Source organism: Enterobacter sp. BIDMC 27, assembly GCF_000534415.1.
Classification (GTDB): domain Bacteria; phylum Pseudomonadota; class Gammaproteobacteria; order Enterobacterales; family Enterobacteriaceae; genus Enterobacter; species Enterobacter hormaechei_C.
Window position 1 is genome coordinate 323813 of the sequence record NZ_KI973178.1, and the last position, 18002, is coordinate 341814.

The 18002-nt window shown below is 51.0% G+C and carries 28 protein-coding genes and 1 pseudogene; 6 read left to right on the forward strand and 23 right to left on the reverse strand.

Annotated elements, in window-relative coordinates:
* The first annotated feature begins 332 nt into the window (after positions 1-332).
* Positions 333-887 (forward strand): gamma carbonic anhydrase family protein, encoded by a 555-nt coding sequence (locus tag L463_RS20910; RefSeq protein ID WP_023295516.1) that lies wholly within the window; start codon positions 333-335, stop codon positions 885-887.
* On the opposite strand, the gene L463_RS20905 is transcribed toward L463_RS20910, so the two are convergent.
* The 6 genes from L463_RS20905 to dprA are packed head-to-tail and all read right to left on the reverse strand — an operon-like array spanning position 863 to position 4646.
* Positions 863-1111 carry a DUF1488 family protein gene (locus tag L463_RS20905; RefSeq protein ID WP_015571398.1) on the reverse strand — a complete coding sequence of 83 codons (249 nt, stop codon included), beginning with the start codon at positions 1109-1111 and terminating at the stop codon, positions 863-865. The genes L463_RS20910 and L463_RS20905 overlap by 25 nt on opposite strands.
* Positions 1108-1926, reverse strand: a complete 819-nt coding sequence (aroE, locus tag L463_RS20900; RefSeq protein ID WP_032104911.1) for a shikimate dehydrogenase — start codon at positions 1924-1926, stop codon at positions 1108-1110. The genes L463_RS20905 and aroE overlap by 4 nt, the downstream gene beginning before the upstream one ends.
* A 4-nt stretch (positions 1927-1930) precedes the next feature.
* A complete protein-coding gene (tsaC, locus tag L463_RS20895; protein WP_032104910.1) occupies positions 1931-2503 on the reverse strand; it encodes an L-threonylcarbamoyladenylate synthase type 1 TsaC in 573 nt (190 codons plus the stop codon).
* Entirely contained in the window at positions 2496-3050 is a 555-nt protein-coding gene (locus tag L463_RS20890) for a DNA topoisomerase family protein (protein WP_017383725.1), read from the reverse strand. The genes tsaC and L463_RS20890 overlap by 8 nt, the downstream gene beginning before the upstream one ends.
* Positions 3051-3076: 26 nt before the next feature.
* The gene (gene smg / locus L463_RS20885) at positions 3077-3550 is read right to left on the reverse strand and encodes a DUF494 family protein Smg (protein ID WP_000460665.1); all 474 of its coding nucleotides are present in this window, start codon (positions 3548-3550) and stop codon (positions 3077-3079) included.
* Positions 3522-4646: a DNA-protecting protein DprA gene (dprA, locus tag L463_RS20880; protein WP_017693885.1), complete on the reverse strand. Its 1125-nt coding sequence runs from the start codon at positions 4644-4646 to the stop codon at positions 3522-3524. The genes smg and dprA overlap by 29 nt, the downstream gene beginning before the upstream one ends.
* A gap of 127 nt (positions 4647-4773) precedes the next feature.
* Here dprA and def point away from each other — a divergent pair, with 127 nt between their 5' ends.
* The 5 genes from def to mscL all read left to right on the forward strand — a co-directional run bounded on the left by def (position 4774) and on the right by mscL (position 9553).
* A complete protein-coding gene (gene def, locus L463_RS20875) occupies positions 4774-5283 on the forward strand; it encodes a peptide deformylase (protein WP_015571402.1) in 510 nt (169 codons plus the stop codon).
* A gap of 24 nt (positions 5284-5307) precedes the next feature.
* On the forward strand, positions 5308-6255 hold the full coding sequence (gene fmt, locus L463_RS20870; RefSeq protein ID WP_032104909.1) for a methionyl-tRNA formyltransferase: 948 nt from the start codon (positions 5308-5310) through the stop codon (positions 6253-6255).
* Positions 6256-6307: 52 nt separating this feature from the next.
* On the forward strand, positions 6308-7594 hold the full coding sequence (rsmB, locus tag L463_RS20865) for a 16S rRNA (cytosine(967)-C(5))-methyltransferase RsmB (protein ID WP_032673328.1): 1287 nt from the start codon (positions 6308-6310) through the stop codon (positions 7592-7594).
* Between the two features lie 22 nt (positions 7595-7616).
* On the forward strand, positions 7617-8993 hold the full coding sequence (gene trkA / locus L463_RS20860; RefSeq protein WP_003863337.1) for a Trk system potassium transporter TrkA: 1377 nt from the start codon (positions 7617-7619) through the stop codon (positions 8991-8993).
* A 146-nt stretch (positions 8994-9139) separates the two neighbouring features.
* Positions 9140-9553 (forward strand): large-conductance mechanosensitive channel protein MscL, encoded by a 414-nt coding sequence (gene mscL / locus L463_RS20855; RefSeq protein ID WP_003863335.1) that lies wholly within the window; start codon positions 9140-9142, stop codon positions 9551-9553.
* On the opposite strand, the pseudogene L463_RS20850 reads toward mscL, so the two are convergent.
* The 17 genes and pseudogenes from L463_RS20850 to rpsN form a co-directional block, all read right to left on the reverse strand.
* Positions 9554-9770 (reverse strand): annotated as a pseudogene (locus tag L463_RS20850) (alternative ribosome-rescue factor A).
* A gap of 57 nt (positions 9771-9827) precedes the next feature.
* Positions 9828-10253, reverse strand: coding sequence for a Zn(2+)-responsive transcriptional regulator (gene zntR / locus L463_RS20845; RefSeq protein ID WP_003863328.1), 426 nt, complete (start codon positions 10251-10253; stop codon positions 9828-9830).
* A gap of 2 nt (positions 10254-10255) precedes the next feature.
* Positions 10256-10624: a DnaJ family domain-containing protein gene (locus tag L463_RS20840; RefSeq protein ID WP_023295520.1), complete on the reverse strand. Its 369-nt coding sequence runs from the start codon at positions 10622-10624 to the stop codon at positions 10256-10258.
* A 107-nt stretch (positions 10625-10731) separates the two neighbouring features.
* Entirely contained in the window at positions 10732-11115 is a 384-nt protein-coding gene (gene rplQ, locus L463_RS20835; protein WP_001216368.1) for a 50S ribosomal protein L17, read from the reverse strand.
* A gap of 40 nt (positions 11116-11155) precedes the next feature.
* Entirely contained in the window at positions 11156-12145 is a 990-nt protein-coding gene (gene rpoA / locus L463_RS20830; protein ID WP_002919219.1) for a DNA-directed RNA polymerase subunit alpha, read from the reverse strand.
* 25 nt (positions 12146-12170) lie between these two features.
* The gene (rpsD, locus tag L463_RS20825) at positions 12171-12791 is read right to left on the reverse strand and encodes a 30S ribosomal protein S4 (RefSeq protein ID WP_003863314.1); all 621 of its coding nucleotides are present in this window, start codon (positions 12789-12791) and stop codon (positions 12171-12173) included.
* 32 nt (positions 12792-12823) lie between these two features.
* On the reverse strand, positions 12824-13213 hold the full coding sequence (gene rpsK / locus L463_RS0122480) for a 30S ribosomal protein S11 (protein WP_003863312.1): 390 nt from the start codon (positions 13211-13213) through the stop codon (positions 12824-12826).
* A gap of 16 nt (positions 13214-13229) precedes the next feature.
* On the reverse strand, positions 13230-13586 hold the full coding sequence (gene rpsM / locus L463_RS20820; protein ID WP_003863308.1) for a 30S ribosomal protein S13: 357 nt from the start codon (positions 13584-13586) through the stop codon (positions 13230-13232).
* Positions 13587-13732: 146 nt separating this feature from the next.
* Entirely contained in the window at positions 13733-13849 is a 117-nt protein-coding gene (gene rpmJ / locus L463_RS0122485) for a 50S ribosomal protein L36 (RefSeq protein ID WP_000868187.1), read from the reverse strand.
* 31 nt (positions 13850-13880) lie between these two features.
* Positions 13881-15212 (reverse strand): preprotein translocase subunit SecY, encoded by a 1332-nt coding sequence (gene secY, locus L463_RS20815; protein ID WP_003863305.1) that lies wholly within the window; start codon positions 15210-15212, stop codon positions 13881-13883.
* A gap of 7 nt (positions 15213-15219) precedes the next feature.
* Complete coding sequence (gene rplO / locus L463_RS20810) at positions 15220-15654, reverse strand: 50S ribosomal protein L15 (protein ID WP_003863304.1); 435 nt, start codon at positions 15652-15654, stop codon at positions 15220-15222.
* A gap of 3 nt (positions 15655-15657) precedes the next feature.
* Positions 15658-15837 carry a 50S ribosomal protein L30 gene (gene rpmD / locus L463_RS20805; RefSeq protein WP_003863301.1) on the reverse strand — a complete coding sequence of 60 codons (180 nt, stop codon included), beginning with the start codon at positions 15835-15837 and terminating at the stop codon, positions 15658-15660.
* Between the two features lie 6 nt (positions 15838-15843).
* Positions 15844-16344, reverse strand: a complete 501-nt coding sequence (rpsE, locus tag L463_RS20800) for a 30S ribosomal protein S5 (RefSeq protein WP_003863299.1) — start codon at positions 16342-16344, stop codon at positions 15844-15846.
* A 14-nt stretch (positions 16345-16358) separates the two neighbouring features.
* Positions 16359-16712: a 50S ribosomal protein L18 gene (rplR, locus tag L463_RS20795; protein WP_003863297.1), complete on the reverse strand. Its 354-nt coding sequence runs from the start codon at positions 16710-16712 to the stop codon at positions 16359-16361.
* Positions 16713-16721: 9 nt separating this feature from the next.
* Positions 16722-17255: a 50S ribosomal protein L6 gene (rplF, locus tag L463_RS20790; RefSeq protein WP_006178917.1), complete on the reverse strand. Its 534-nt coding sequence runs from the start codon at positions 17253-17255 to the stop codon at positions 16722-16724.
* A 12-nt stretch (positions 17256-17267) separates the two neighbouring features.
* A complete protein-coding gene (gene rpsH, locus L463_RS20785; protein WP_006178918.1) occupies positions 17268-17660 on the reverse strand; it encodes a 30S ribosomal protein S8 in 393 nt (130 codons plus the stop codon).
* Positions 17661-17690: 30 nt separating this feature from the next.
* Complete coding sequence (rpsN, locus tag L463_RS20780) at positions 17691-17996, reverse strand: 30S ribosomal protein S14 (RefSeq protein ID WP_003863291.1); 306 nt, start codon at positions 17994-17996, stop codon at positions 17691-17693.
* Positions 17997-18002 lie beyond the last annotated feature (6 nt).

An 18002-nucleotide genomic window follows, 5' to 3' on the forward strand; every position in this document is an offset into this window, starting at 1 on the left:
CAGTTGCGACGCGCTTCAGCGCTCTGTCGCGAGGTGGCGTATATTACGCTTTCCTCTTTCAGAGTCAACCCGTTATTTCAGGATTTTTTCTCTTCAGCCGACCGGGTTGTCTGTGAAGTGATTCACATCCGCCGTGTCGATGGAGGCGCATTATAGGGATCCCAGTTTTTAGCACAAGTATTTTTTAGATCTTTTTTTCCAACTGATGATTTTCCGTGCTTTTCGCTGAAAACCCACCCGATCCGCTTAAAAATTGACGCATTTTGCCTTGCCTCGATCCAGGAATACGATCAAAGTCTTCTTTAATAGCGCTCATCTGTATCGAGGTAGATATGTTTGCAGTATTACGTCCTTATAAAGATCTGTTCCCCCAAAAAGGCGATCGCGTGATGATCGATACCAGCAGCGTGGTCATTGGTGATGTTCGCATGGCCGAGGATGTCAGCATCTGGCCACTCGTCGCGATCCGGGGCGATGTTAACTACGTTGCAATCGGTGCACGCACCAATATTCAGGACGGCAGCGTGCTGCATGTGACTCATAAGTCATCTTATAACCCTGAGGGCAATCCGCTCATCATTGGGGAAGATGTCACCGTCGGTCATAAAGTGATGCTCCACGGTTGCACAATCGGTAACAGGGTTCTCGTTGGGATGGGATCGATTTTGCTGGATGGCGTCATAGTAGAAGATGACGTAATGATTGGCGCAGGAAGCCTTGTTCCGCAAAACAAACGTCTGGAAAGTGGCTATCTCTATTTAGGCAGTCCGGTTAAACAGATCCGCCCCCTAAAAGAGGCGGAGATCGAAGGATTGAAATACTCAGCGAACAATTACGTTAAATGGAAGAATGACTATCTGGATCAGGATAACCAGACCCAACCCTGATCGTCTTCCTGCTGATCGCGGATCAAATCGCTGGCTTCCTCTTCCAGATCCCAGCGATTTTCGCAAAAGACCGCTAACGGATCTGAACCACCAAAGCGCTGATGCAACGTCTCCCCTTTAATCGCACAGGTGAGCTGCATTCCATGCACCAGCACCGGGAAACAAACCGCTTGCTTATTTTCATCCCAGATTTCTCTGTCGGGAAAATGAATCGCCTGATTCATGCCATCAGTTCCTGTTTCAGCTTTTCGATCACCGGTTCTACAGCAGGTAACACGCCATGCCAGAGTAGCACCGCATGAGCCGCCTGCCCCACCAGCATGCCCAGACCATCAGCCACGTGTTTTGCCCCCTGTTGTTCACACCAGGTCAGAAATGGCGTTTTCCCTTTTTGATAAAACATGTCATAGGCGTAGATGTGGGAATGAACCAGGGATGCAGGAATCGCCGGGATCTCTCCATTAATACCGCTTGAGGTGGCATTAATCACAAGATCAAATTCGTGACTCGCGAGATCGTCAAGTGCTACCGCAGTTACGCTGCCTGTGTGTGCGAACAACGCCGCCAGCTCTTCTGCTCTGGAGAAGGTACGGTTGGTGATTGTCACCGCACAATCCAGCGAAAGAAGAGGAAGCAATACGCCGCGCGACGCGCCACCCGCGCCGATCAGCAGGATCCGAAAGCCTGGTTTAATAAACGACAATCGCTCCAGATCGCTGAGTAAACCTATGCCATCGGTGTTATCGCCCAGAAGGCGACCATCTTCGAGCCGCTTAAGAGTATTGACGGCACCAGCGAGCGAGGCACGCTCGGTCAGCTCATCCGCACGCCCGAAAGCCTCTTCTTTAAAAGGCACCGTGACGTTCGCACCTTTACCACCCGCATCAAAAAAGCTATTCAGCGTCGGTATAAATGCATCAACAGGCGCAAGAACCCGACCATACGGGTGATCTATCTGCAATTGCTCTGCAAACAGCTGATGGATCAGAGGCGACTTGCTGTGCGCGATCGGGTTACCAAAAACAGCATAGGTTTCCATAACATTATCCCTGGCGAAAACGTTCGCCGGTCAAGGCATCGCGAATTTCTGACGGGTTAAGACGCCCCCCGGTTTCACCCACGGCTACAGGGAAATCATTCCCGAACTGCGCCAGAACTTCTTCTGTTGTCCGACAAGGGGGAAGCCCGGTCAGGTTGGCGCTGGTTGAAACCAGGGGTTTACCAAATGCCTGGCATAACTCCACCACCAAGGGATGGTCCGTAACGCGTACCGCGAGTGAATCGAAACGCCCGGTTAGCCAGCGCGGCGTTGTCGGTTGTGCAGGGAAAACAAACGTCACGGGACCAGGCCACGCAGAGAAAATGGTTTCCCGCTGTGCAGGCGTCAGCATGGAATCATCAATATAAGGCTTAAGCTGCTCGTAGTTCGCAGCGATCAAAATCAATCCTTTTTCGACAGGCCGCTGTTTTAGCGCCAGCAGACGGTTAACGGCGACTTCGCTGTCAGGATCGCACCCGACCCCGAAAACGGCTTCTGTTGGATAGGCGATGACTTCTTCTTTTTTCAGGATGTCCACCGCCTGCGCGATGGAGCCTGATGACAGGTTATTATTCACTGATTTGATCCGCCGAAACCGGCTTTCCACATTGTTTACTGGCGCAAAAGCGTTTCAAGCCTTGCGCGGTTTTCTTTTCTATAAGTAACGGATAATCGCAATGAGGGCAGACGCCCGCTACTGGTTTGAAATTGATAACGAACTGGCATTCAGGATAGCGATCGCACGAATGGAAGGTCTTGCCATAACGAGAGCGGCGCTGCACCAATTGACCACGCTGGCACTGAGGGCAGGCAATTGCCGTTTCATCTGGTTTATCAATTTGTTCCGTATGTTCACATTCCGGATAGCGGCTGCATCCGATAAACATCCCGAACCGCCCCTGCCGCAGCGCCAGTTCGCCGCCACAGAGTGGACAAAGCTGTCCCTCCAGAATTTTGACGATATGTCCGTCCGCCTGGCTTTTCAGGGGACGGACATAATCACATTCCGGATAGTGTGAACAACCGAGAAACGGACCGTGTTTCCCGGACCGAATAACAAGTTCAGCCCCACACTGTGGGCAGGGCTCGTTTTTATGCACCGTGAAGAGTGCTGATTTGGCCATAACAACTCTTGTTGCTGCACATAGAATTAATGCAGCATACCTTCATTCACTTCAAAGAGTAATTCTTCCATTTGCTGATAGGCATTTTCACAGCCTGGGATGTTGAACAGAACCATCAGGATCACCCATTTGAGATCTTCCAGTTCAAACTCAGCAGTATCCAGCGCCATGACGCGCTCTATCACCATCTCTCTCGTTTCGAGGTTTAGCACCTGAATCTGCTCGAGGAATAAAATGAATCCCCGGCAGCTGGCATCCAGCCTTTCACACTCTTCAGCTGTATAGATGCGCACAGACAATGGGTCAGAAGCAAGCTGCATCGGTTCGGCGAGGCCGTCCTGATAATCAGCCAACTTATCCAGCCACATCAACGCATTATAAATATCTTCCCGCTCAAAACCTGCGTCGGTCAGATCCCGTGTTAATTTGTCCTGATCCACCTGCATTTCTGCTTCGTTGTGGATGTAAGTCTCAAACAAATACATCAGTACGTCGAACATGGCATGCCCTCCTTAATCGGACATAGCCGCCGGGTACAGCTGCGATCCACCCTGCTAACTCCAGTTCGAGTAGCTGTGCTACCGTTACTGGCACAGGTTGGCCGGCACGTTCAGCGACAACGTCAACAGGTGTTACCTCATCTCCTACGTTAGCCAGGAGCTTGGGAAATGGCAATGCTACTGCCTCCTGATCCGATGAAATATGTCGCTTTTGGAGATCATCCTGCAACCAATGCAATCCATATTGCAAATTTTCCAGGATATCCTCTTTACAGGTCACCAGCGTCGCCCCCTGTTTTATCAGCCAGTGAGGGCCTTCGCAGCCAGGGTTCCCCAACGGGCCGGGTAGCGCAAAAACTTCACGCCCCTGCTCCAGTGCGCACCTTGCGGTAACCAGCGATCCACTCCGAATCGCAGCTTCGACCACCAGCACGCCCTGGCTTAACCCACTGATGATCCGGTTACGCCGTGGAAAGTTACCCGGTCTGGGCGATGTCGAAAGTGAAAACTCAGACACTATCGCCCCCTCTGAAGCGATAAGTTGCTCAGCCAGAATGTGATGACGACGCGGATAGAGACTAAAAAGACCATTGCCAAGCACGGCGACACTTCGCCCTTTTGCTGACAACGCCGCATGATGTGCCACACCATCGATGCCGCAAGCCAGGCCACTGGTGATCGTAAAGCCACATTGGGACAGCTGTTCACTCAGCATTTTCCCCCACCGCTCGCCATACCACGAGGGCGCACGGCTGCCCACAACCGCAAGCTGCATGCTATTAAGCACGTCAACGCGGCCTCGCACAAATAGCGCCCCGGGAAAATCAGGTATAGAACGTAACAATGGCGGAAAGCGAGGATCATCCGCTGTGAGAAGGTGGTTGTCGGTGTGTTCCAGCCATTCCAGACTACGTTCAAGCTCACTCTCACTGAACGAAAAAAACTTTACGGCATGTTTGGGCGAAAGCCCTGACGCGTTGACAGCTTCAGCATCGACGGTTGCCTGGCGAAGCAGCCTCTGCGCAATCTCCAGCATCGCGTCACCGTATAACGACCCGATGTTTATAAGCCGTAACCATATCTCTGTGGACGTCATCCTTTTCCCTGCCATAAGCAGCCTCAGCAATCTTTGCGATTGGTCACTGATGCTGTCAATCGACCGGGGATTTGTCTAGAATAGAAGTAATATTCTTATCAACTCCTGAACACGACTCTGGAAATTTATGGCAGTTTTGCAAGTGTTACATATTCCTGACGAGCGCCTTCGCATCGTCGCGGAACCGGTTAAAGAAGTGAATGCAGAAATTCAGCGTATCGTCGATGATATGTTCGATACCATGTACGCTGAAGAAGGCATTGGCCTTGCCGCGACCCAGGTAGACATTCACAAACGTATTATTGTGATCGACGTTTCTGAAAATCGTGATGAGCGCCTGGTGCTGATCAACCCTGAGATGCTGGAAAAAAGCGGCGAAACAGGTATTGAGGAAGGCTGTCTGTCTATCCCTGAACAGCGCGCTTTGGTGCCACGTGCCGAAAAAGTTAAAATCCGCGCACTGGATCGTGACGGCAATCCGTTTGAGCTGGAAGCCGACGATCTGCTGGCGATTTGCATTCAGCATGAGATGGATCACCTGGTCGGTAAGCTGTTTATCGATTACCTCTCACCGCTGAAGCAACAGCGTATTCGTCAGAAAGTTGAGAAACTGGATCGTTTACGTTCTCGCGCTTAACGCCCCCCGGATACAAGGAATAACGTGTCTACATCACTACGTATAATCTTCGCGGGTACCCCTGATTTTGCGGCGCGTCATCTCGACGCGCTGCTATCGTCTGGTCATCAGATTGTTGGCGTATTTACTCAGCCTGATCGTCCGGCTGGCCGCGGTAAAAAACTGATGCCTGGCCCGGTTAAAGTGCTGGCAGAAACGCATGGTTTGCCGGTTTTCCAACCTGCATCATTACGACCTCAGGAAAACCAGCAGTTAGTGGCAGACCTGAACGCTGACGTGATGGTAGTTGTGGCTTACGGCCTCATTCTGCCGAAAGCGGTACTCGATATGCCCCGCCTGGGCTGTGTTAACGTTCATGGTTCCTTGCTCCCACGCTGGCGTGGTGCAGCCCCTATTCAGCGCGCTCTGTGGGCAGGCGATGCTGAAACTGGCGTGACAATCATGAAGATGGACGTAGGTTTAGACACGGGCGACATGCTGTATAAACTGGCGTGTCCCATTACCGCAGAAGATACCAGCGCCACGCTGTATGACAAGCTGGCGGATCTCGGTCCGCAGGGGCTGATTGAGACGTTGCAACAGCTTGCTGACAATACAGCGTCACCTGAAGTGCAGGATGAGGCACAGGTGACCTATGCTGAAAAACTGAGTAAAGAAGAAGCCCGGATCGACTGGTCCCTGTCAGCAGCTCAACTCGAACGCTGTATCCGCGCCTTTAATCCATGGCCGATGAGCTGGTTGATGATTGATGAGCAGCCAGTGAAAGTCTGGAAAGCTTCAGTTATTAACGGCAATACTTCGGCAGAGCCCGGTACGATTATCGACGCCAGCAAAAACGGTATCCAGGTTGCGACCGGAGAAGGGATCCTGAATCTTGAATCGCTGCAACCGGCCGGTAAAAAGGCAATGAGCGCGCAGGATCTATTAAATTCCCGTCGTGAATGGTTCATCCCTGGCAATCGCCTTGCCTGAACAAATTTACTCTTAAGGCCCGGTGTTTCCGGGCATTTTTATTTTTACGGTTATGAAAAGACAAAATCTACGCACTATGGCGGCTCAGGCCGTTGAGCAGGTTATCGAGCAGGGCCAGTCACTGAGTAAAGTCCTGCCTCCACTGCAACAAAAGGTTTCCGATAAAGACAAAGCACTGCTTCAGGAGCTGTGCTTTGGCGTGCTGCGCACCCTCTCTCAGCTTGAATGGTTAATTAATAAGCTGATGTCACGCCCGATGAGCGGCAAGCAGCGTACCGTGCATTATTTGATCATGGTCGGTTTCTACCAGCTTCTTCATACCCGCATTCCACCTCATGCTGCGCTGGCTGAGACAGTGGAGGGTGCCGTTGCGATTAAACGTCCTCAACTGAAAGGGTTGATTAACGGCGTGCTGCGTCAGTTCCAGCGTCAGCAGGACGAACTGCTGGCAGAATTTGCGCAAAGCGAAGCGCGCTTCCTGCACCCTGAATGGCTGCTGAATCGCCTTAAAAAAGCCTATCCACAGCAATGGCAAGACATTGCTGATGCCAATAACCAACGTCCGCCGATGTGGTTACGCGTCAATCGTAACCATCATACCCGCGACGCATGGCTGGCCCTGCTGGAAGAGGCCGGAATGAGCGGCTTCACACACGCTGCTTATCCTGATGCGGTTCGTTTAGCCTCCCCTGCACCGGTACATGCATTACCCGGTTTTGAAGAGGGCTGGGTAACGGTACAGGACGCATCCGCTCAGGGCTGCATGACCTGGCTTGAACCGAAAGACGGGGAGCAGATCCTTGATCTCTGTGCAGCGCCAGGGGGGAAAACAACACATATTCTGGAAGTGGCGCCGCAGGCCAGCGTGATGGCCGTGGATGTTGATGAGCAGCGTCTTTCACGCGTCTATGACAACCTCAAGCGTCTGGGTATGAAAGCACAGGTTAAGCAAGGCGATGGACGTAAACCCGCAGACTGGTGTGGTGATACCAGGTTCGATCGTATTTTGCTGGACGCCCCTTGCTCAGCAACTGGCGTGATTCGTCGTCATCCCGATATCAAATGGCTGCGTCGCGATCGTGATATCAAGGAGCTTGCCCAGTTGCAATCCGAAATTCTGGATGCCATCTGGCCGCATCTCAAACCCGGCGGAACCCTGGTGTATGCAACCTGCTCTGTTCTTCCGGAAGAGAACCGTCAGCAAATTGCGGCTTTCCTGAAACGCACCCCGGACGCTACGCTGCATGATACGGGAACACCTGAGCACCCGGGTCTGCAAAACCTGCCGGGCGCAGAAGAGGGTGATGGTTTCTTTTACGCTAAGCTAATCAAAGAGTGATGTTGAGAACAGGTCACGAAAGATGAAAATTATCATTCTGGGCGCAGGGCAAGTTGGCGGAACGCTGGCGGAAAATCTCGTGGGCGAAAACAACGATATCACCATTGTGGATACCAATGGCGATCGCCTGCGCGTTTTGCAGGACAAGTTTGATCTTCGTGTTGTACAAGGGCACGGCTCTCACCCACGCGTGCTTCGGGAGGCGGGCGCGGACGATGCCGACATGCTGGTTGCAGTAACCAGTTCTGATGAAACCAACATGGTTGCATGTCAGGTGGCCTACTCGCTTTTCAACACACCGAACCGCATCGCCCGCATTCGCTCCCCGGACTATGTCCGGGATGCGGAAAAGCTGTTTAATTCCGAAGCAGTACCTATCGACCATCTTATTGCCCCTGAACAGCTGGTTATCGACAGTATTTATCGTCTGATTGAGTACCCGGGCGCGTTGCAGGTTGTGAACTTTGCGGAAGGAAAAGTAAGCCTGGCGGTCGTGAAGGCGTACTACGGCGGCCCGCTGATTGGTAATGCCCTGTCGACAATGCGCGAGCATATGCCACATATCGATACGCGTGTTGCGGCGATTTTCCGTCACGACAGACCTATTCGTCCGCAAGGGTCCACCATTGTCGAAGCCGGGGATGAAGTCTTCTTTATTGCGGCTTCTCAGCATATCCGTGCGGTGATGAGTGAACTTCAGCGTCTCGAAAAACCGTATAAACGTATTATGCTGGTTGGCGGCGGTAATATTGGCGCAGGTCTGGCGAGACGGCTGGAAAAAGACTACAGCGTGAAGCTGATCGAACGAGATCAACAGCGCGCGTCGGAGCTGGCTGAAAAGCTTCAGAATACTATCGTGTTTTATGGCGATGCTTCGGATCAGGAATTGCTGGCCGAAGAGCATATCGATCAGGTTGATCTTTTTATTGCCGTCACCAACGACGACGAAGCGAATATTATGTCCGCCATGCTCGCTAAACGTATGGGGGCGAAAAAAGTAATGGTGCTTATCCAGCGTAAGGCTTATGTCGACCTGGTACAGGGTAGCGTAATTGATATTGCTATTTCGCCTCAGCAAGCCACCATTTCTGCCCTGCTAAGCCATGTACGTAAAGCGGATATTGTCGGCGTGTCGTCTCTTCGTCGTGGTGTTGCTGAAGCCATTGAAGCCGTCGCTCATGGGGATGAAACGACGTCGCGCGTTGTTGGTCGCGCGATCGACGAAATTAAACTTCCACCAGGCACCATTATCGGCGCCGTAGTGCGAGGTAACGATGTCATGATCGCCAATGATAATTTACGTATTGAGCAGGGTGACCACGTTATTATGTTCCTGACCGATAAAAAATTTATTACCGACGTCGAGCGTTTATTCCAGCCAAGCCCGTTCTTCCTGTAATGATTTGGGTGCTCAGACGAGAGCACCCAAATATTAACCTTCTAATTTTCATGCCTTTTATTTTTCATAACGATTATTTATCCCCAATGGCAATTAGCTAATCATTTGTTAAACTTATAGGCGTCAGCTGGCACAAGGAGAACATAATGAGTTTTATTAAAGAGTTTCGCGAATTTGCGATGCGCGGGAATGTGGTGGATTTGGCTGTGGGTGTCATTATTGGTGCGGCGTTCGGTAAGATCGTTTCATCATTAGTCGCCGACATTATTATGCCGCCGTTAGGACTGTTGATTGGAGGCATTGATTTCAAACAGTTCGCCTTCACCCTTCGGGAGGCTCAGGGCGATATCCCTGCGGTTGTAATGCACTATGGCGTATTCATTCAGAACGTATTTGATTTCGTGATCGTGGCATTTGCCATTTTCATGGCGATCAAACTTATCAACAGACTTAACCGTAAAAAAGAAGAACCGGCTGCTGCCCCGCCAGCACCAACTAAAGAAGAAGTCTTACTGACTGAAATTCGCGATCTGTTAAAAGAGCAGAACAACCGCGTTTAATCAGGCGACAGAAACAGAAAGGCCAGTGGTAAAAAAGGCGATTAGCTTGCTTGCCACTGGCCTCCCAGTTACCCCGTTGTGCATGTTTACCTTTACGTAAATAACTCCCTTTTCCTTTCTTGTTCTTCTCAACACGCTGTCTGAAAAGCGGGTCGTGAAGCAATGCCTCAATGGCGTTATCCTTAATTTGTCCCTTCGTATGCTGATAGCGGCTCATCATTTCTCCTGAGCATAGTTAATGTCGGCGGGAGTCTAGTCCCTGGCTGATAAAAAATCAACAACCCTGAGTTTCACTACTGGCGCCCTGTTCAAGAGCTTCCAGTATTGAGCAATAAACACTGCTATGAGCGGTACCGCAGCACGCGTCATTTAACCTTTGCAGAGATCGCTGCATGGCTTGCAGCTCCTGAATGCGTCCTTCAACTTCATCCAGCCGGGCCTGAACGATGCTTTTAGATTCCTGACACGTATGATGTTCAGGATCGATACGGATCGACAGCAGTTCACGGATCGACTCCAGCGTGAAGCCGAGTTGCCGTGCATAGCGGATAAAACGAAGGCGTTGCAGGTCGTTATCCGTATAAAGGCGAAATCCACCTTCCGTTCTGACCTCATGATCGATCATCTGCTGCTTTTCGTAGTAGCGGATAGTATCCGGCGTTACGTTAGCAAGCTTCGCAAGTTCACCTATGCGGTACATGGCTACTCCTCGTTTATTTTTTGCATTAACCTTTCACTGTACTCACCATGCAAAAAGTCAGTATTCATTCCCGTCTGGCGCAGTTTTAGCTCGATGAGCGCCAACCGACGACTGATTTCGGAGTACCGCGGGTCATTCTTATGAATGCCTTTAAGCAGATCGGCAAGCTCGACGGCTTCATTGCGTTGCTGAAGTTCAGGCGGTAAACAACCTGCGTTTTTCAGTAAGCGATAACCGGCCCGTAATTCAGGGGGAATATGTGAATCATCGTCCAGAATCAGCGGCTCACCGCTGCCGGGAAGATTTTCGAACTCGCCTTTGTTTTGGGCATCGCAAATATGGCGTTCAGCCCACTGATCGAGCAACCACATAATGAACTCCAGGGGGTGAGCAGAAAAGATACAGACATTGTAGATAAGTGGAGATTCTGCGGATATAAAAAAACCCGCCGAGGCGGGTTTTTTTACGTTACTACAGATTACTCTGCAGCAGCTTCTGCTTTTTCTGAACGATCAACCAGCTCGATGTAAGCCATCGGCGCGTTGTCGCCTGCACGGAAGCCACACTTCAGAATGCGAGTGTAACCACCGGCACGGCTCGCGAAACGCGGGCCCAGTTCGTTAAACAGTTTTGCCACGATCTCGTTATCACGAGTACGGGCGAATGCCAGACGACGATTAGCAACGCTGTCAGTCTTGGCAAGAGTAATCAGCGGCTCAACTACGCGACGCAGCTCTTTCGCTTTAGGCAGGGTCGTCTTGATGATTTCATGACGAACCAGTGAACCTGCCATGTTGCGGAACATAGCCTGGCGATGGCTGCTGTTGCGGTTCAGTTGACGACCACTCTTACGATGGCGCATGACCTTATCCTTCTCAGTAAAACCTTAACCTGTGATCCGGTTACTCGTCAGCAATGCTTGCCGGTGGCCAGTTTTCCAGGCGCATGCCCAGAGACAGACCACGTGAAGCCAGCACGTCTTTAATCTCGGTAAGAGATTTTTTACCCAGGTTCGGCGTTTTCAGCAACTCAACCTCGGTACGCTGTACCAGATCACCGATATAGTGGATAGCTTCTGCCTTGAGGCAGTTAGCAGAGCGGACAGTCAATTCCAGATCGTCAACAGGGCGCAGCAGGATCGGATCGAATTCTGGTTTCTCTTCTTTCACTTCCGGCTGACGTACATCACGTAAGTCAACGAAAGCTTCCAGTTGTTCTGCCAGGATGGTTGCCGCACGACGAATCGCCTCTTCAGGATCGATTGTGCCATTGGTTTCCATTTCGATGACCAGCTTGTCCAGGTCGGTACGCTGTTCTACACGCGCTGCTTCAACATTGTAGGCAATACGCTCTACAGGGCTGTAACATGCGTCGACCAGCAGACGGCCGATTGGGCGCTCATCTTCTTCCGAATGAATTCGGGCAGAAGCCGGCACATAACCACGACCGCGCTGAACTTTGATACGCATGCTAATAGCTGCGTTCTCATCGGTCAGGTGGCAGATCACGTGCTGCGGCTTGACGATTTCAACATCACCGTCGTGGGTGATGTCGGCTGCAGTCACAGGGCCAATGCCAGATTTATTCAGAGTAAGAATAACTTCATCTTTACCCTGAACTCTCACCGCCAGCCCTTTCAGGTTGAGCAGGATTTCAAGGATATCTTCCTGAACGCCTTCTTTGGTGCTGTACTCATGAAGTACACCATCAATCTCAACCTCGGTCACCGCGCAACCCGGCATCGATGAGAGCAGAATACGGCGCAGTGCGTTACCCAGAGTATGGCCAAAGCCACGCTCTAAAGGCTCAAGGGTCACCTTGGCGTGCGTCGAACTCACTTGCTCGATATCTACCAGGCGCGGTTTTAGAAACTCTGTCACAGAACCCTGCATTGTGTCCTCTCTTTGGTACTAAGCTTTACTTGGAGTAAAGCTCGACGATCAGGTGTTCGTTAATGTCCGCAGACAGATCAGAACGTTCTGGCTGACGCTTGAACGTACCTTCCATCTTGCCAGCATCAACTTCCAGCCAGGTTGGCTTTTCACGCTGCTCAGCCAGCTCCAGAGCGGCTTTCACGCGAGATTGCTTTTTCGCTTTCTCACGAATGCTAACAACGTCATTCGCTTTAACCTGATAAGAAGCGATGTTAACAACACGACCGTTTACCATGATTGCTTTATGGCTAACCAGCTGGCGTGATTCAGCACGAGTCGCGCCGAAGCCCATACGGTATACAACGTTGTCCAGACGACCTTCCAGCAGAGCCAGCAGGTTTTCACCTGTGTTGCCTTTCAGACGTGCTGCTTCTTTATAGTAGTTACGGAACTGACGCTCCAGCACACCGTAGATACGGCGAACTTTTTGCTTTTCACGCAACTGCACACCATAGTCAGACAGACGCGGTTTACGCGCACCGTGCTGGCCAGGAGCTTGTTCAATTTTACACTTGGTATCGATCGCGCGAACGCCAGACTTAAGGAATAAGTCGGTGCCCTCACGACGGCTCAGCTTGAGCTTAGGACCCAAATATCTTGCCATTTTCTATCTCCAACTAACCTAAAAAACGAGCGTTATACGCGACGTTTTTTCGGCGGACGACAACCGTTATGAGGGATCGGAGTCACATCAGTAATATTCGTGATGCGGAAACCAGCGGCGTTCAGAGCGCGAACAGTAGATTCACGACCCGGACCCGGACCTTTAACCATAACTTCCAGATTCTTGATGCCGTATTCTTTTACGGCTTCAGCGCAACGCTCTGCTGCAACCTGAGCTGCGAACGGAGTGGATTTGCGAGAACCACGGAAACCGGAACCACCGGCTGTTGCCCAACCCAATGCGTTACCCTGACGATCAGTAATAGTAACGATGGTGTTGTTGAAAGAAGCATGGATATGAGCCACGCCGTCAGAGACTTGTTTTCTTACACGTTTACGTGCACGAACTGGTGCCTTTGCCATTATTCAATCACCCCGATTATTTCTTGATCGGTTTGCGCGGACCCTTACGGGTACGTGCGTTGGTCTTAGTACGCTGACCGCGCACTGGCAGACCACGACGATGACGCAAACCGCGATAGCAACCAAGATCCATCAGGCGCTTGATGCTCATGCTGATTTCACGGCGCAGATCACCTTCAACGACAAATTTGGCAACTTCGTCACGCAGCGTGTCGATTTGTTCTTCAGACAGCTCACTGATCTTAACATCTTCAGCGATACCCGCTGCAGCCAGAATGGCTTTAGAACGGGTCTTGCCGACGCCATAGATCGAAGTTAATGCGATCACAGCATGTTTCTGATCAGGAATGTTAATGCCTGCTATACGGGCCACTATGCACTCCTACTATTTAATATGTACGCACCATGCTGAAAAGCCCGTTTTCAGGATACTCAAATGGAAACGTACAGACATACAAAAGATTGGCTGGCTAATCTAGCCAGCTCAACCCAACTTTGCAAGAAAAATATGCGAAATAATCAGCCTTGGCGCTGTTTATGCTTCGGCTCGGCACTGCAAATCACACGGATGACACCATCACGCTTAACGATTTTGCAGTTACGGCATAATTTCTTGACGGAAGCACGAACTTTCATTTTTACTCTCCGTAACTTCTCAGGCGACCAGTTAGCGGCCGTAGCCTTTCAGGTTCGCCTTCTTCAATGCAGACTCATACTGACTGGACATCATCAGAGTTTGCACTTGAGCCATAAAGTCCATAATCACGACAACAACGATAAGCAGTGAGGTCCCACCGAAGTAGAACGGTACTTTCATTGCATCACGCATGAACTCCGGGATCAGGCAGATAAAAGTAATATAAAGCGCACCAACCAAAGTCAGGCGAGTCATTACTTTATCGATATACTTCGCCGTTTGCTCTCCCGGACGAATTCCTGGTACAAATGCACCGGACTTCTTCAGGTTATCTGCTGTTTCACGCGGGTTGAAGACCAACGCCGTGTAGAAGAAACAGAAGAAGATGATCGCAGACGCATAGAGTAACACATAAAGTGGTTGCCCAGGCTGCAAATACAGCGAAATTGTTGTCAGCCAGTTCCAACCAGTACCGCCCCCGAACCATGACGCGATGGTTGCCGGGAACAGAATAATACTGGAAGCGAAGATAGCCGGGATAACCCCCGCCATATTCACTTTCAGCGGTAAATGTGTGCTCTGTGCAGCATAGACACGACGACCCTGCTGACGTTTAGCGTAGTTCACCACAATGCGGCGTTGACCACGTTCAACGAAGACAACAAAGAACGTCACTGCAAATACTAATACTGCAACCAACAGCAACAGGAGGAAGTGCAGGTCGCCTTGACGCGCTTGCTCGATAGTATGGGCGATGGCCGGCGGGAGACCCGCAACGATACCGGCGAAGATAATGATTGAGATACCGTTACCGATACCTCGTTCAGTAATCTGTTCGCCGAGCCACATCAGGAACATGGTCCCTGTGACCAGACTTACAACAGCGGTGAAATAGAATGCAAAGCCTGGGTTTAATACCAGGCCCTGCATACCAGGCATATTCGGAAGACCGGTAGCAATACCGATCGACTGGAATATTGCCAGCACCAGAGTGCCGTAACGGGTGTACTGGCTAATCTTACGACGTCCAGACTCCCCTTCTTTCTTCAACTCTGCCAGGGCCGGATGAACGACCGTCAGCAGCTGGATAATAATCGATGCCGAAATATACGGCATAATACCCAGTGCGAAAATAGAAGCACGGCTGAGAGCACCACCAGAGAACATGTTGAACATTTCAATGATGGTGCCTCGCTGTTGCTCAAGCAGTTTGGCAAGTACAGCGGCATCAATACCAGGGATCGGAATAAAAGAGCCAATACGGAACACAATCAGCGCGCCGATTACAAACAGCAGTCTGCGTTTCAGCTCGCCAAATCCACCTTTGGCACTTTGAAAATCTAATCCCGGTTGCTTAGCCATCTGCTACTTATTCCTCAATTTTACCGCCAGCAGCTTCGATAGCAGCACGAGCACCTTTAGTAACACGCAGGCCACGAACAGTTACCGGAGTAGAAACTTCACCAGCCAGGATCACTTTCGCGAACTCGATCTGGATACCGATAATGTTAGCCGCTTTCAGCGTGTTCAGGTCTACAACGCCGCCTTCAACTTTCGCCAGGTCAGACAGACGGATTTCCGCTGTGATCGCTGCTTTGCGAGAGGTGAAGCCGAACTTCGGCAGACGACGGTACAGTGGCATCTGGCCACCCTCGAAACCGCGACGTACGCCACCGCCAGAACGAGAGTTCTGACCTTTGTGACCACGACCACCGGTTTTGCCGAGGCCAGAACCGATACCACGACCCAGGCGTTTACCCGCCTTTTTAGAGCCTTCGGCCGGAGACAGAGTATTTAAACGCATCTCTTACTCCTCAACTTTAACCATGAAGTAAACCGCGTTGACCATACCACGAACAGCAGGAGTATCCTCGCGCTCAACGGTATGACCAATACGACGCAGACCCAGGCCAAGCAGCGTTGCCTTGTGTTTCGGCAGACGACCGATTGCACTGCGGGTTTGAGTGATTTTAATAGTCTTTGCCATGGTCAATTACCCCAGAATTTCTTCAACGGATTTACCACGCTTGGCAGCGACCATTTCTGGAGAATTCATATTTTCCAGGCCATCAATAGTTGCACGAACCACGTTGATCGGGTTGGTGGAACCATATGCTTTAGCCAGAACGTTATGAACTCCAGCAACTTCCAGAACGGCGCGCATTGCACCACCGGCGATGATACCGGTACCTTCGGAAGCTGGCTGCATGAATACACGAGAACCCGTGTGAACACCTTTAACTGGGTGTTGCAGGGTACCGTTGTTCAGCGCGACGTTAATCATATTGCGACGGGCTTTTTCCATCGCTTTCTGGATCGCTGCTGGAACTTCACGCGCTTTACCGTAACCAAAACCAACGCGACCGTTACCATCACCCACTACAGTCAGAGCTGTGAAGGAGAAAATACGACCACCTTTAACGGTTTTAGATACGCGGTTTACCGCGATCAGCTTTTCCTGCAGTTCGCCAGCCTGTTTTTCGATGTGAGCCATCTTACACCTCTACCTTAGAACTGAAGGCCAGCTTCACGGGCAGCATCTGCCAGTGCCTGGACACGACCATGATATTGGAACCCGGAACGGTCAAAGGAAACATTGCTGATGCCTTTTTCCAGAGCGCGTTCAGCGACAGCTTTACCTACAGCTGCTGCGGCGTCTTTGTTACCGGTATACTTCAATTGTTCTGAGATAGCTTTTTCTACAGTAGAAGCAGCTACCAGAACTTCAGAACCGTTCGGTGCAATTACCTGTGCGTAAATATGACGCGGGGTACGATGTACCACCAGGCGAGTTGCACCCAGCTCTTTGAGCTTGCGGCGTGCGCGGGTCGCACGACGGATACGAGCAGATTTCTTATCCATAGTGTTACCTTACTTCTTCTTAGCCTCTTTGGTACGCACGACTTCGTCGGCGTAACGAACACCCTTGCCTTTATAAGGCTCAGGACGACGGTAGGCGCGCAGATCTGCTGCAACCTGACCGATCAGCTGTTTATCAGCGCCTTTCAGCACGATTTCAGTCTGAGTCGGGCATTCTGCAGTGATACCGGCCGGCAGCGGATGCTCAACAGGGTGTGAGAAGCCCAGAGACAGGCCTACTGCATTCCCTTTGATAGCTGCACGATAACCTACACCAACCAGCTGAAGCTTTTTAGTGAAGCCTTCGGTAACACCAACAACCATTGAGTTCAGCAGGGCACGCGCGGTACCAGCCTGAGCCCATCCATCCACGAAACCATCACGTGGACCGAAGGTCAGAGCGTTATCTGCATGTTTAACTTCAACAGCATTGTTGAGGGTACGAGTCAGCTCGCCGTTTTTACCTTTGATCGTAATAACCTGACCGTCGATTTTTACATCAACGCCGGCAGGAATAACGACCGGTGCTTTAGCAACACGAGACATTCTTTCCTCCGATTAGGCTACGTAGCAGATAATTTCGCCACCAAGACCAGCCTGGCGCGCTGCACGATCAGTCATAACACCTTTAGAGGTAGAAACAACTGCGATACCAAGACCAGCCATTACTTTTGGCAGCTCATCTTTTTTCTTATAGATGCGCAGGCCTGGGCGGCTGACACGCTGAATGCTTTCTACAACAGCTTTACCCTGGAAATACTTGAGAGTAAGTTCCAGTTCCGGCTTGGTGTCGCCTTCAACTTTAAAATCTTCGATAAAACCTTCTTCCTTCAGCACGTTGGCAATTGCCACTTTCAGCTTGGCGGAAGGCATGGTGACCGCAACTTTGTTCGCGGCCTGACCGTTACGGATACGGGTCAGCATATCCGCGATCGGATCTTGCATGCTCATCTGTCTTTACTCCCGTGATTCAATTGGTAATTACCAGCTAGCCTTTTTCAAGCCTGGCACTTCACCGCGCATGGCGGCTTCACGCAGTTTGATACGGCTCAACCCAAACTTGCCCACATAACCATGTGGACGACCTGTTTGACGACAGCGGTTACGCTGACGAGACGGGCTGGAATCACGCGGCAGAGACTGCAGCTTGAGAACCGCATTCCAACGATCTTCGTCGGAAGCGTTCACATCAGAAATGATCGCTTTCAGTTCAGCGCGTTTAGCGAAGAATTTATCAGCTAAAGCTACGCGCTTTACTTCGCGTGCTTTCATTGATTGCTTAGCCATTCAGTA